This window comes from Microlunatus capsulatus, from assembly GCF_017876495.1.
Classification (GTDB): domain Bacteria; phylum Actinomycetota; class Actinomycetes; order Propionibacteriales; family Propionibacteriaceae; genus Microlunatus; species Microlunatus capsulatus.
This window is the reverse complement of record NZ_JAGIOB010000001.1, coordinates 2,476,819-2,490,802: the sequence shown is the minus strand read 5'-3', so window position 1 is coordinate 2,490,802 and position 13,984 is coordinate 2,476,819. Positions and strand designations below refer to the sequence as shown.

Below are 13,984 nucleotides of genomic sequence, written 5' to 3'. Positions count from 1 at the left end.
TCCCCGGCGAGCGAGAGTGGAGCGTGGACCTCAACACCGTGACCGACGTGCGGCCCGCCCGTAGCCGCGCCGACCTGGCCGGCCTCGACGCGCGCACCACGGTGCTGGCCGGCGGGTCGTGGCTGTTCGCCGAGCCGCAGGACCACCTCGTCGGCCTGCTCGACATCACGACGCTGGGCTGGCCGTCGGTCACCGAGCGCCCCGACGGCGGCCTCAGCCTGGCGGGGACCTGCACGCTGGCCGAGGTCGCCGCGCTGTCCGGACGGCTGGGGTGCGCGGCGGCGCCGCTGTTCCACCTGGCCTGCAGCGCCCTCTCCGGCTCCACGAAGGTGTGGGCCGTCGCCACCCTCGGCGGCAACCTCTGCACCGCCCTGCCCGCGGGCCCGATGACCAGCCTGGCCGCCGGCCTCGACGCCGACGTCGTGGTCTGGCGCGCCGACGGCACCGACGCCGTGCTGCCGGCCTCGACCTTCGTCACCGGGAACCGGACGACCCGGCTGGGCCCGGGCGACGTGCTGCGCTCGGTCGAGGTCGGGGCCGCGGCCCTCGCCTCGCGGGTCGCGTTCCGGCGGACGGCGCTCTCGGCCCTCGGCCGCTCGGGCGCGGTGCTGGTGGGCCGGCGGACCGGCACGGGCGGCTTCGTCCTCACCGTCACCGCGGCCACCGACCGCCCGGTCCAGCTGCGCTACCCCGACCTGCCGCACGCCGACGTGCTGGCCGCCGACGTCGCCGCCGTCGACGCCTGGTTCAGCGACCCGCACGGGGCGGCCGACTGGCGGCGTGCGGTGAGCGGGCTGCTGGCGGAGGAGATCCGGGAGGAGCTGGCGTGAGGTTCCACGTCGACGGCGCGCCCGTCGAGGCCGAGCCCCGGCCGGGCCAGTGCCTGCGCACCCTGCTGCGGGAGCAGGGGCACCACGCCGTCAAGAAGGGCTGCGACTCCGGTGACTGCGGCGCCTGCACCGTGCTGCTGGACGGGACCGCCGTGAACTCCTGCATCCTCCCGGCGCACCGAGCCGAGGGCCGCGCCGTGACGACGGCCGCCGGGCTGGGCACCCCCGAGGAGCCGGGCCCGGTGCAGCGCGCCTTCGTCGAGCACGCCGCCTTCCAGTGCGGCTTCTGCACCGCCGGCATGGTCGTCACCGCCTCGACGGTCACCGCCGACGACCTGCCCGACCTGCCCCGGCTGATGAAGGGCAACCTCTGCCGCTGCACCGGCTACCGCGCCATCCGGGAGGCCGTCGGGGCGGCCGCCGCCGGCTCCGCCGCTCCCCCGTGCGCGGGCCCCGCCACGACCGCGGACGGCTCGGCCGTCGGCCGCTCGCTCGGCGCGCCCGCCGGGCACCGGGTGGTCAGCGGCCGGGAGCCGTTCACCCTCGACGTCACCGTCCCCGGCCTCACCCACGTCGCGGTGCTGCGCAGCCCGCACGTGTCGGCCCGGGTCCGCTCCGTCGACACCGGGGCGGCCGCCGCGCTGCCCGGCGTCGTGGCCGTGCTCACCGCGGCCGACGCCCCGACGACGCCGTTCTCGACCGGCCGGCACGCGAACCGGCTCGACGACCCCGACGACACCCTCGTCCTCGACACCGTCGTCCGGTTCCGGGGGCAGCGGGTCGCCGCCGTGGTGGCGGAGACGCTCGCCGTCGCGGAGGCGGCGTGCCGGCTGCTCGTCGTCGACTACGAGCTGCTGCCGGCCAACGTCGACCCCGAGCGGGCGCAGGACCCGGACGTCCCCGCCCTGCACGGCGAGAAGGACCCCACGACCAGCCGGATCGCCGCCCCGCGCCGGAACGTGGCCGCCGAGCTGCACGGCGAGCACGGCGACGTCGACGCCGCGGTGGCCGCCGCCGACGCCGTCGTCCGGGGCCGCTGGCGCACCCAGCGGGTGAACCACGCCCACCTGGAGACCCACGCGACGGTCGGCTGGCGCGACGAGGACGGCCGGCTCGTCCTGCGCACCAGCTCGCAGGTGCCCTTCCTGGTCCGCGACGAGATCGCCCGGCTGTTCGACCTCGACCGCGCGGCCGTGCGCGTCTTCACCGCGCGGGTGGGCGGCGGGTTCGGCGGCAAGCAGGAGCTGCTCACCGAGGACCTCGTCGCGCTGGCCGTGCTCACCACGGGCCGGCCGGCGCAGCTGGAGATGACCCGCACCGAGGAGCTGACGACGGCCCCCTGCCGGCACCCCTTCCGGGTCGACGTCACCCTGGCCGGGAACCGGGACGGGCGGATCACGGCGCTGGCCCTCGACGTCCTCACCGACACCGGCGCCTACGGCAACCACTCGGCCGGGGTGATGTTCCACGGCGTCTCGGAGTCGGTGGCCATCTACGCGGTGCCCAACAAGCGGGTGGACGCAGCGTCGGTCTACACGAACAACCTGCCGTCCGGGGCCTTCCGCGGCTACGGGCTGGGCCAGGTCGTCTTCGCCCTGGAGTCGGCGCTGGACGAGCTGGCCGCCGAGCTGGGGGTCGACCCCGTCGAGCTGCGCCGGCGCAACGTCGTCCGGCCCGGCGATCCGCTGGTCGTCACCCACGTCGAGGGCGACGACCTCGTCTTCGGCTCCTACGGGCTGGACCAGTGCCTGGACCTCGTCGAGGCCGCGCTGGACCGGGACGACGGCGTGGAGCCGCCCGTCGGCGCGCGCTGGCGGACGGGACGGGGGCTGGCCATGGCGATGATCGCGACGGTCCCGCCCCGCGGTCACCCGGCGGAGGCGAGTGTCACGCTCGACCGCGAGGGCCGCTGCACCGTCGGCGTCGGGACGGCGGAGTTCGGCAACGGCACCACGACCGTGCACACCCAGCTGGTGGCCAGCGTGCTCGGCACCAGCGCCGACCGGGTCGTGGTGCACCAGTCCGACACCGACGCGACCGGCCACGACGTCGGCGCCTTCGGCTCCACCGGCACCGTGGTGGCGGGGCGCGCCGTGCACACCGCCGCGACCGCCGTGCTGCGCGCGCTGCAGGAGCGGGCCGCCGCCCTCACGGGCACCGCCCCGGAGCGCTGGCAGCCGGGACCCGACGGGCTGGGCGACGGCGACGTCGTGCTCGGCTTCCCCGTCCTGCTGGGCGAGGACGCCGTGCTGCGCCGGGAGGCGGCCGTCGACGGGGCCGTCCGCTCGCTGGCCTTCAACGTGCACGGCTTCCGGGTGGCGGTGGACACCGGGACCGGCGAGGTGCGGCTGCTGCAGTCGGTGCAGGCGGCCGACGCCGGGTTCGTCATCAACCCGGCGCAGTGCCGCGGCCAGGTGGAGGGCGGGGTGGCCCAGGCGCTGGGCACGGCGCTGTGGGAGGAGCTGGTCCTGGAGGACGGCCGGGTGACCACCGACGTGCTGCGGCACTACCACCTGCCCCAGATGTCCGACGTCCCCGAGACCGAGGTCCTCTTCGCCGACACCAGCGACGCCCTGGGCCCGTACGGGGCGAAGTCGATGAGCGAGTCGCCCTACAACCCGGTCGCACCCGCGCTGGCCAACGCCGTCGCCGACGCGATCGGCGTCCGGCCGCGCGAGCTGCCGATGTCGCGCGACCGGCTGTGGCGGCTGCTCCAGCAGGACCGCTGAGATCCGGCACGTCGTGGACGCCCCGGGCCCGGAAGGTCGGCGTGTTGCGGCCCTGGCCCCCACGAGATGTCGGATCTCAGCGACCCGTGTTCGTAACGCGCGGTCCCTAGGATCGGCGCCACCGACGTCGGGAGGATCGTCATGGGCATCGTGCTCGGCACCCACCAGTACGGCAAGGCGGAGAACCGGGTCGTCCGGATCTACCGGGACAGCCCCCGGCACGAGATCCGCGACGTCACCGTCTCGACGGCCCTGCGCGGCGACTTCGCCCGGGCGCACACCGTCGGCGACCAGTCGGCCGTGCTGCCCACCGACACCCAGAAGCAGACGGCGTACGCCTACGCCAAGGAGAAGGGGCTGCGGGCCGTCGAGGACTACGCCCTCGCTCTGGCCCGGCACTTCGTCGACGACGTCGAGCCGGTGGCGGGCGCCCGCGTCGAGGTCGAGGAGCACGCCTGGGAGCGGGCCGTCGTCGACGGCGTGGAGCACGACCACACCTGGGTCCGCCGCGGCCAGGAGGTGCGCACGGCCTCGGTGACCGTCGAGGGCACCGGGGACGACCAGCAGGTCTGGGTCACCGGCGGCCTCAAGGACATGGTCATCCTCAAGAGCACCGGCTCGGAGTTCTCCGGCTTCCTCACCGACCCCTACACGGTCCTGCAGCCGACCACCGACCGCGTGATGGCGACGTCGCTGGTGGCCCGCTGGCGCTTCACCGAGCACACCGGGATCGACTGGGACGCGACCTACGCTGGGATCAAGGCGCTGCTGGTGGAGCAGTTCGCCACGGTGCACTCCCTCGCGCTGCAGCAGACCCTGTTCGCGATGGGCAGCGCCGTCCTCGAGGCCTACGGCTTCCTCGCCGAGGTCCGGCTCTCGGCGCCCAACAAGCACCACTTCCTCTACGACCTCAGCCCCTTCGGGCTGGACAACCCCGGCGAGGTCTTCCACGCCGACGACCGCCCCTACGGCCTGATCCAGGCCCAGGTCACCCGCGACGACGCCCCCGACGCCGGGCCCGCCTGGTACGGGTACACGGGTCTGGTGTGAGCCCGGTCGGAGCGCCGGAGCCGCTCCCGGCGCCGGCCCGGCTGGTGCTGCGCGGCCACGTCTTCCACGTCGCCGGCGACGCCACCCTGGCCACCGCCCGCGAGCGGCTGGTCTCGCTGCCCGACGGCGCGCTCGTGATCGCCGACGACGGGACCATCGCCTGGCTGGGCGCGCACTCCGCGCTCCCCCGCGAGCACGCCGACGTCCCCGTCCGGCGGGCCGACTTCGTGCTGCCGGGCTTCGTGGACACCCACCTGCACTACCCCCAGACCTTCTCCCTCGGCGCCCACGGCGGCGGCCAGCTGCTGGACTGGCTGCAGCGCTGCATCTTCCCGGCCGAGGCCAGGCTGGCCGATCCGGCCGTCAGCACGGCGATGGCGGAGGCCTTCGTCGAGCGCCGGGTGGCCGTCGGCACGACGGCGGCGCTGGTCTTCGGCTCGGCGTTCCCCACGGCGCAGGACGCGCTCTTCGCCGCACACCAGCGCGCCGGGCTGCGGCTGGTTAGCGGCCGGGGCGTGCAGACCGTCGGCTCCCCCGCCGCCGCCCCGCTGCTGACGGGGGAGGAGGAGGCCCTCGACCTGGTGGCGCAGGAGATCGAGCGCTGGCACCTGGCCGACACCGGGGACCTCGCCACCGCGCGGCTGCAGGTGGCCGTCGTCCCGCGGTTCAGCCTGTCGGTCACGCCGACGACGCTCGCGGGGCTCGGCGAGCTCTACGCGGGGGTCCGCGACCGCGGCGTCTACTTCCACTCCCACCTCAGCGAGCACGACACGCCCGGCACCGGCGAGGTCGCCGCCGTCCGCGCCGCCTACGGCGTCCGGGACTACCTCGACACCTACGACGGCCGATTCCGCCCCGGGTCCGCCGTCGGCGGGGAGAGCCTGCTGGGCCGCCGCAGCATCCTGGCCCACGCTGTGCACTGCACCGACGCGGAGCTGGCCCGGCTGGCCGAGACGGGCAGCTCGATCGCGCACTGCCCCACCTCGCAGCAGTTCCTCGGCTCGGGCACCCTGCCGTGGCGGCGGACCACCGCCGCCGGCGTGCGGGTGGCCCTGGGCACCGACATCGGCGCGGGAGACGAGTGGCTGGTCTCCCGCGTGCTCAACGACGCCTACAAGGTCCACCTCTCCGAGCCGGGCGCGGCCGGGGTGGCCCTGCACCCGGCCGAGCTGCTCTACACCGGCACGCTCGCCGGGGCCCAGGCACTGGACCAGGACGACCGGTTCGGCAACCTCGACGTCGGGAAGGAGGCCGACCTCGTCCTCGTCGACACCTCCGCCCAGCCGGGCCTCGGCGCTATCCTGGGAGCCGTGGCCCAGCAGGGCGGCCCGGGTGACCAGGACGACGCCACCCTCTTCGCGCTGCTGATGGGACTGCGGGAACCCGCCATCACCGGGGTCTTCGTCGCGGGCCACGCGATTACTTCGGGTCCAGTACGGTGAACTCATGTCCGGGGGGTCTCTGACGCCCGGGATAGGCCGAACGCATCCGGCCTGGTTCGCGTTCCCCGCGCGGCCAGGTCCATCCCCTGTGCGGGTGCCTATCCCGGGTTCGGACCCTCCCCCTGCACCTCACACCTCGCCGGGCAGCGGCAGCACCGCCTCGGGCTGGATCACCTCGTCGGGCTCCAGGGCCACGGGCTCCAGCCCCTCCAGCGGCTCCCCCTCCTCCGGCAGCTCGGGGTCCTCGGGCAGGTCCGGCTCCTCGGCCGGCTCCGGCTGCGGCCGGCCGCGCGGGTCGAAGGCGTCGGCCTCGAGGACCAGCGCCCCGAAGGCGTAGCCGGCCCCGGGGTCGAACCGCGGCCGGAGCGTGAAGTACGACGTCGGGTCCAGCGCCAGCAGGCCGAGGAACACCTCGGCCACGATGCGGCCGCCGACCGGGCCCAGCCGCTGCCCGCCGCCGAGCTCAGCCTCCTTGAGCACGTAGTACCAGAGCGGCGCCTTCTTGCCCCAGCCCGCCTCCGGCAGCCCGCCCAGCTGCGCGTTGGTCAGGGGCTTCAGGCCCATCGCCGTCGCGACGTCCTGGCCGCACGGCAGCCCCAGCCGCTTGCCGCGCAGCAGGTTGCGCTCGGCGAGGGCGAGGATCGCCCCCGCCGCCGGCGCCACCACCGTGGGCGGCAGGGTCGAGAGCGGCAGGGAGATCTGCGTGTCGATGCGACGCGCCATGTTGCGGTCGTCGGGGGTGCTGAGACCCGGGATGTCGAAGAAGTAGTTCCAGTCCACCCAGAGGTCGTGCGGGACGGGCCGGCTGCCGCGCAGGTCCTCGTAGCCGTCCCGCGCGAACAGCGGCACCGTGTGCTGGTCCTGCACCTCGTACTCGGCGCGGATCATCGAGTGCCCGTAGCGGTAGGCGGCTCCGGAGAACTCGACCGGCATGTACGGCTTGGCCGTGCTGCGCGGCTTGTAGAAGGTGGTCCGGGCCGTGAGCGTGCCGTCGGCCCGTCGGGCCAGGATGGCGTCCACGACGCCCTGGCCGACCACCCGTGGCAGGAAGTCGTGGACGATCAGCCACTGGTAGCGGAACCGCACCTCCTGCCGGGCCTGCTCGAAGCCGAGGCCGGAGTCCCGCAGCCGGTTGTGCAGGCGGAGGAACACGGTGTGCAGCTGGGCCACGATGAGGTTCTCGTCGTTGCGCGGGTCGCCCAGGAACGCCTTGCCCACGGCGTCGCGCGGGAGGTCCACCAGGCCGTCGTGGTGCTCCACCCGCAGGTAGCCGGGCCGCGCCGGGTCGTAGAGCTCGGGGCTGGCGGCGGGGCCGGCCCCGTACACGCTGCCCAGGTCGAAGCGCGGTGAGTCGAAGTTCGTCGTGCCGCGCGGGTCCTGCTCCTGCAGGGTCAGCGGGGTCTTGTCGAGGGTGATGTCGTGGTCGGCGAACTGGCCGAGGTAGATGTAGCCGGCCGGCATCGAGGTGTCGCACGCGGTGTCGCTGAACCGCACGTCCGACAGCGGCGCCTTGCCGTCGTCCATCCGGCGGGCGAGGGTCCGGAGCAGGGCGTCCGACGGGCTGTAGGCCGGCAGCTTCTTGAACATCAGGCCGAAGCGGGCCTCGCGGTCCCGGCCCACCCGGGTGGCGATGTCGAGGCCGCGCAACCCCTGGCCGTGGGTGCCTCGGCGCGCCCGGCGCACGGCGGCCGCCGCCCGGACCGCGCCGAGCGGCCCGGACCGCAGCCCACCGGCCAGCAGCCCGGCGGCCGCCGCGGCCAGCACGGTGCGGCGTCGGACCGCCGGACCTCCCGGGGCCGTGGCGGCGCCCCGCGGGCGGTCCTCCCCGACGGCGGCCGGAGCGGCGGTGCGCCCGGTGAACGGGCAGGTGGCGGTGTGAGCACGGCTCGACATGGTCGGTTCTCCCCCTGGTGGACTCGACGACCCGAGCCTCGCCGCTCGACGCCACGGGCAGCAGCCGCTCCTGGGGGGTGCAGGCACCCCCTGGGTGCGGGGGTCGACCCGCGCTCCCGGCCCCCGGACGCGAGGAGGGCCCGCCGCGGGGAACGGCGGGCCCTCGTCGGCTGCTGGTGCGCGTGGCCTCCGTCAGGGGGGCGGCGGCGGGGCACCGGCAGCCGTGCAACCGCGACGGGCGCAGCGGGTGGGTCGCTGCGCCGCCGGTCCAGCGGTTGCTCGCACCGCGATCCTGCGCCCGCGACGGGTGCGGGCACCACGCCCAGCGGAGGGGGCGGCCACCCCCACGGATGAGGGGGTCCGGGGCCCCTCAGGCCGAGGGGCCCGGGTCGGCGAGGAGTCCGAGCTCGCGCGCCTTGAGCACGGCCTCGAGCTGGCTGGCGGCACCCAGCTTGGCCCGCACCGACTTCACGTAGCCGCGCGCGGTGTTCAGGCTGATGCCGAGCACCGGCGCCAGGTCCTTGACCGCCGTGCCGTCAGCCAGCAGCCGCAGCACGTCCACCTCGCGCGGGCTGAGCTCGGGGACGTCGGCGACCGGGGACGGGTCGACGGGGACCCGGAACGCCGACGGCGCCACGACGAGCTGGCCGCGCTGCAGCCCCGTGAGCACGTCGAGCATCTCCTGCAGCGAGCCGTTCTTGGGCACGAAGGCGGAGGCGCCGGCCTGGGCGGCCTTCCCGACCCACTCCGGGGAGGCGTGCGCGGTGAGGACAGCCACGAGCGCACCGGGGGCCACCTCCCGGACGCGCGCGGTGGCGACCAGCCCGTCCTCGCGCGGCATCTGGATGTCCATCACGACGACGTCGGGCTGGAGCCTCCGGGCCAGGGCCACCCCCTCGGAGGCCGACCCCGCGATCCCGACGCAGCGCAGGCCGGGCGTGCCGTCGAGGGCGGCCGCCAGCATCTCGGCGAAGGAGCGGTGGTCGTCGACCACCAGCACCGTCCGGTCGCGGTCGTCCCCGTCCGCGGTCGGCTCCTCGTCGGCCACCGTCACGTCGACCTCCTCCAGCTGTGCAGGATGACCCGATCGTGGCACAGCGGTGCCACGCCGGGAGGCCGTCCGGGCTACAGGTGCGTGGGGAGCAGGACGGCGAGGGCGAGCAGGGCGACGAGGACGACGACCTCGCCGGCGACGAGCGCGAGCAGCAGCACGCCCCGACCCTCGGACACCACGTCGGCGGCGCGGCGGCGGTGCCGGTGCCCGACGGCGACGACCACGGCGACCCCGGCGAGCTGGGCCGCGCCGACGACCGGCGAGGTGCCGGTGCCGGGCGCCAGCAGGCCGGCGAGCACGCCGGCCCCACCGGTGAGCAGGGCGACCGCGGTGACCAGCGAGCCGTAGCGTCCCAGGTGGTGGCGGAGCAGGTAGAGCGGCGTGCGCAGGTGCCCCACCGCCGCCAGCGCGCCCAGCCAGCAGGCCAGCGCCAGCAGCTGCAGGGCCCCGACCACGGCGACGACCGGCGGGACCGGGCCGGCGTCGTGCGCCACCGCGGCGCCCACCGGCAGGCCCGCCACCAGCGCGGCCCCGGTCAGCACCAGCAGGGCCGACGACTCCCGCCAGCCCCCCAGCCGGGTCCCGAACAGGGCGACGAGCAGGGCGACCCACAGCACCTCGACGCCGGACCGCACGACCGGGCTGCCGGCGGCCACCGCGAGCAGGTCGTCCACGCCGACCAGCCGGGTCAGCGGCACCCCGACGAGGCCGCGCAGGGTCACCAGCAGGCCGACGGCGGTGGCCCCGGCCCAGACCCAGGCCCAGCGGGCCGCCCAGGTCATCAGGTGGTGCCCCGCCACGGTGCGGGTGCGACCCCCGATGACGAGGCGCAGGGCGACCAGCCCCAGCACCGGGACCCCGGGCAGCAGGGACAGCGCGGCCGCGCGCGGGAGCTGCCAGCTGAGCGGGACGGCGGGCGACTGCTGCCACCAGTGCAGGCCCAGCAGGGCCGCGAGGGCCACCAGCGCGGCCGGGGTGGCCAGACCCGCCAGGTCGCTGGTCCAGATCCGGACGCGGGTGCGGGTGTCGAGGACGGCGCGCTGGGCGAGGTAGGACATCGAGGCTCCTGGTCAGGTGTGCGGGGTGGGCGTGCGGGTCGAGGAGGTGGGGACGGTGCTGCGGGAGCACGAGGGGGACGTCGGTCAGCAGGAGGACCAGAGCCGGCCGGAGAGCCGGCCGTCCACGGCGTCGAGCGGGACCGGCCCGAAGGCCCGGGAGTCGACCGAGAGCTCGCGGGCGTCGCCCATGACGAAGACGGTGCCCTCCGGGACGAGGACGGGGCCGAAGTAGACGCCGTCGATCGTCGCGGGGTCGACGTAGGGCTCGGCCACCACGCGGCCGTCGACGACCAGCAGCGCGTCGGCGATGCCGACCTGCTGGCCGGCGACGGCGACCACACGCTTGATCTGCTCGGTGCCGTCGACGGGGCTGGCGAAGGTGACGACGTCGCCCCGGTCGACGCCGCCGCGCGGGGCGAGGTGGTTGACGACCACGACGTCACCGGTGCAGACCGTCGGCTCCATGCTCCCGGAGGAGACCCGGACCGGGTCGAGCACGCTGAGCCGCGCCCCGGCGACGCCGCCGAGCACCGCCACCACCGCCACCACCGCCCGCCAGCGCACCGGGGAGCCGCTCAGCTGTGGTCGTCGTCGGTCGGCCGCTCACCCGTGATCGGGTCGTTGCCGTCCGGGTGGTCGTCGTCCAGGCCCACGCTGAACTGGTGCATCATGTCGTGGTCCTCGTGCGGCAGGTTGTGGCAGTGGACCATGTACTTGCCGCGGTGCGGGCCGAACTTCATGATCACCCGCACCGTCTCGTTCTCGCCCACGTAGACGACGTCCTTCGGACCCATCTCGTAGGGGAACGGCGGCCGGCCGTTGCGGCTGAGGATCTTGAAGTCGATCAGGTGGATGTGCACCGGGTGGAACCACCCGCCCGAGTTGTTCTGGATCTCCCAGATCTCGGTGTCCCCGAGGTCGGGGTCGGCGACCACCTTGCGGTAGTCGGACCGGACGACGTCGTCCCAGGTCTCGCCGTTGATGCTCCAGAGGTTGGTCACGTCGCTCTTCTGGACCCGCAGCGTCCGGACCTCCATGTCCTTCGTGGGCACCAGCCCCATGACCTCGTCGTTGACCAGCGGCGCCGAGGGGTCGTCGGTGAGCCGCTTCTGCCCGGTCACCGGGTCGACGACGCAGCGGAACTCGGTCGGGATCCTCCAGTTCTTGACCGCGTCGCTGACCGGGTCGCCGACGACGTCGAAGGCCATGATCTTGCCGGTGTGGTCGTAGTCCCGGTTGTTGGGGTTGCTGAGGTTCTTCAGCTCGATGCGGGTGCCCGGGGCGTAGCTGCGGAAGTCGACGAGGAACTCGTAGCGCTCGGCGCTGCCGTGCCGCCACTGGCTGACCTTCTGGACCTTCGGCATCATCCCGCCGTCGGTGGCGACCATGTGCACCTGCGCGCCGTTGGACAGCGTCGGCCGGTAGGACCGCGAGATCGAGGCGTTCAGCAGCCGGAACCGGTAGACCGCCCGCTTCACCTTCAGCACCGGCCAGGCCACCCCGTTGACCAGGATGACGTCGCCCCAGAGCCCGGAGTGGGTCCGGTCGTCGTACATCAGGGCGCCGTTGGCCTGGAACATGGCGTCCGAGACCGTCAGCGGCACGTCGAACTCGCCCTGCGGCAGCGCCGCGCGCTCCACGGCGTCGTGCAGGTGGTACTGCGCGGCCAGCCCCGAGTAGGCGTTCTGCGCGGTGTAGTGCTGGGCGTGGTCGTGGTACCAGAGCGTCCGGGCCGGCTGGAAGTTCGGGTACTGGTAGTACTTCTTCTGCCCGTTGAGCGTCAGGTCGCCGGCGTACCCGTCGTACTGCGGCAGCGACGCCGAGCCGTGCAGGTGGGTCGAGATCGGGCTCGGTGTCCCGAAGGTCCCGGTGGTCGCCCCCAGCGCGTTGCGGACGACCAGCTGGACGGCCTGGCCCTGGTCGACGTCGATCCGCGGACCGGGGATCGAACCGTTGTAGCCGAGCATGATCGTGCTCAGCTTGGGAAGGATCTTGGCCGCCGGCACGGTCTTGGCGGTGACGTCGTAGTACTTCTTGACGACCTTGCCGTCCACGACGTCCTGGCGGACCGGCTGCATCGCTTCCGGGATGGTCAGGACGTTGGTGTAGCGCGGCGGGAAGTTGCCGGTGCTGAGCAGGCTGGGTGTGCCGGCCTGGACCGAGCGGCCCAGCGGCAGGGCGAGGCCTGCGGTGCCCACGGCGGCGAGCCCGCCGAGCTTGAGTGCGTCGCGACGCGAGAGCTTCATGTGGTCGTGTCCCCCCGGACGAGTGGCGTGCGGCGGGTCAGCGTCCCGGGGCCCCTGGTCCCCAGGACGGTTCCGCGAGCGGCTCAGCCGGCCCCGGTTTCCCGTCGGCCCCACACTCCTGGGTGCCGGCCCCCCGCAGAACCCTCACGGGTGGGGGAGCCGCGACCCCTCAAACACGGGGGTGGGGGAGGTGCCGGTGCGTGCCCGGCGGTCGCCGGTCAGAGGACGGCGGGGAAGCCGGCGGCGACGTCCTCCGGCCAGGCCGTGCCCCCGCGGGCCACGTGGCGCACCGCGTCCAGCACCCGGTCGGCGTCGGCACCCTTGACCAGGTAGCCGACGGCCCCGTTGGCCTCGGCGGCCCGGCGGTTGCGGCTGACCGGGTCGGAGCTCAGGAGGATGACCCGGGCCGACGAGCCCGCCCGCTGCAGCTCGGCAGCGGCCTCCAGCCCGGAGCGGATGCTCATCCGCACGTCCATCAGCACCACGTGGGGCTGCAGCTCGGCGACGGCAGCGGCCACCGCCGCGCCGTCGGCGCACTCGCCGACGGCCACCAAATCACCGCTGGCGTTGACCAGCTCGACCAGCGACCCGCGGAAGAAGTCGTGGTCGTCCACGACCAGCACGCGTGTCATCCGGGTCCCCTCGGTGTCGGGTGGCGGGACGAGAACCGCCTGCACCCAGCATGGGGACGGCCGTGGAAAAAAGCCACCCCGAACGGGTCGGACAGGGACCCCCAGGATGAGGGGGCGAAGGGCTCGACCCCTCGTCTGGGGGGACCGTCGACCCCCCTCCTGAGGCTGCTCGGGCCGGGCGGCCGGCGCCAGGCTGGGGGCACCGCCGCAGCGCACCGGGCGGGCGTCGTCCAGGCGCCCGGCCCGCCGGGCGCCGGCGGCACCAGCACACGGGCCCGACGGGCCGTCCAGGGGGAGAACACATGTCCAGCACCCGCACCACCGGCCGGGTCGCCGCCATCGGCGCCGCCGCGGTCCTCACCGGCCTGGCCCTGCCGGGCTCGGCCTCGGCGCACGTCTCGCTGAGCGCCGACACCACCGCGGCCGGCAGCTACGCCGTGCTGACGGTCGCCGTCCCGCACGGCTGCGACGGGTCGCCGACCACCGGGGTCGCCGTCAGGCTGCCCGCCGGCATCAACACGGTGACCCCGACGGTGCACCCCGGCTGGACGGTGGCCGAGCGCTCCGAGCAGCTGCCGGAACCCGTCACCACCGCCCACGGCACCGTGCTCACCGAGCGGGTGTCCGAGGTCGTCTGGACAGCCCGCACCCCGCTCGCCGAGGGTCTCCGCGACACGCTCTCCCTGCAGGTCCCGCTGCCCGAGGACGCCGCCGGGCGCACCCTCGTCTTCCCGACCGTCCAGACCTGCGCCGAGGGCGAGACCGCCTGGACGCAGGTCGCGGCGGAGGGCCAGGACCCCGAGACCCTGGAGCGGCCGGCTCCCGCCGTGACGGTCACCGCCGCGGTCGGCGGGCACGGGCACGGCACGGCCGCCGCCGCCCCGGCCGGGCTCGCGGACGGCGCGGTCGCCTCCGCGTCGCTGACGGCCGGCGCGGGCAGGAGCGCCGCCGACCTCGGCGGTCTGGTGATGGGCGCCCTCGGGCTGGCCGCCGGGCTGACCGCGCTCGCCCGCACCCGCCCGGCGCCGACCCGGCCCGACCGGGGCTGAG

The 13,984-nt window shown here is 75.1% G+C and carries 11 protein-coding genes; 5 read left to right on the top strand and 6 right to left on the bottom strand.

Annotation, left to right across the window (positions count from 1 at the left end; translation table 11 throughout):
- Positions 1–23 precede the first annotated feature (23 nt).
- From JOF54_RS11435 to JOF54_RS11420, 4 genes are all read left to right on the top strand, one after another.
- A complete protein-coding gene (locus tag JOF54_RS11435; RefSeq protein ID WP_307804072.1) occupies positions 24–830 on the top strand; it encodes an FAD binding domain-containing protein in 807 nt (268 codons plus the stop codon).
- Positions 827–3,559, top strand: coding sequence for a molybdopterin-dependent oxidoreductase (locus JOF54_RS11430; protein ID WP_210055785.1), 2,733 nt, complete (start codon positions 827–829; stop codon positions 3,557–3,559). The genes JOF54_RS11435 and JOF54_RS11430 overlap by 4 nt, the downstream gene beginning before the upstream one ends.
- A 141-nt stretch (positions 3,560–3,700) precedes the next feature.
- Positions 3,701–4,609: a factor-independent urate hydroxylase gene (gene pucL, locus JOF54_RS11425; RefSeq protein WP_210055774.1), complete on the top strand. Its 909-nt coding sequence runs from the start codon at positions 3,701–3,703 to the stop codon at positions 4,607–4,609.
- The gene (locus tag JOF54_RS11420; RefSeq protein WP_307804070.1) at positions 4,606–6,051 is read left to right on the top strand and encodes an amidohydrolase family protein; all 1,446 of its coding nucleotides are present in this window, start codon (positions 4,606–4,608) and stop codon (positions 6,049–6,051) included. Before pucL ends, JOF54_RS11420 begins: the two co-directional genes overlap by 4 nt.
- A 129-nt stretch (positions 6,052–6,180) precedes the next feature.
- Here the strand turns inward: JOF54_RS11420 and JOF54_RS11415 are convergent, their stop codons facing one another.
- From JOF54_RS11415 to JOF54_RS11390, 6 genes are all read right to left on the bottom strand, one after another.
- On the bottom strand, positions 6,181–7,944 hold the full coding sequence (locus tag JOF54_RS11415; protein ID WP_210055772.1) for a peroxidase family protein: 1,764 nt from the start codon (positions 7,942–7,944) through the stop codon (positions 6,181–6,183).
- Positions 7,945–8,314: 370 nt separating this feature from the next.
- Complete coding sequence (locus JOF54_RS11410; protein WP_210055770.1) at positions 8,315–8,998, bottom strand: response regulator transcription factor; 684 nt, start codon at positions 8,996–8,998, stop codon at positions 8,315–8,317.
- A gap of 71 nt (positions 8,999–9,069) precedes the next feature.
- Complete coding sequence (locus JOF54_RS11405) at positions 9,070–10,056, bottom strand: hypothetical protein (RefSeq protein WP_210055768.1); 987 nt, start codon at positions 10,054–10,056, stop codon at positions 9,070–9,072.
- Positions 10,057–10,140: 84 nt separating this feature from the next.
- Positions 10,141–10,620 carry a signal peptidase I gene (gene lepB / locus JOF54_RS11400; RefSeq protein ID WP_210055766.1) on the bottom strand — a complete coding sequence of 160 codons (480 nt, stop codon included), beginning with the start codon at positions 10,618–10,620 and terminating at the stop codon, positions 10,141–10,143.
- Between the two features lie 11 nt (positions 10,621–10,631).
- Positions 10,632–12,302, bottom strand: coding sequence for a multicopper oxidase family protein (locus JOF54_RS11395; RefSeq protein WP_210055764.1), 1,671 nt, complete (start codon positions 12,300–12,302; stop codon positions 10,632–10,634).
- Between the two features lie 218 nt (positions 12,303–12,520).
- Positions 12,521–12,934 carry a response regulator gene (locus JOF54_RS11390; protein WP_210055754.1) on the bottom strand — a complete coding sequence of 138 codons (414 nt, stop codon included), beginning with the start codon at positions 12,932–12,934 and terminating at the stop codon, positions 12,521–12,523.
- A gap of 302 nt (positions 12,935–13,236) precedes the next feature.
- Here JOF54_RS11390 and JOF54_RS11385 point away from each other — a divergent pair, with 302 nt between their 5' ends.
- Positions 13,237–13,983, top strand: a complete 747-nt coding sequence (locus tag JOF54_RS11385; protein ID WP_210055752.1) for a YcnI family copper-binding membrane protein — start codon at positions 13,237–13,239, stop codon at positions 13,981–13,983.
- Position 13,984: the final 1 nt, after the last annotated feature.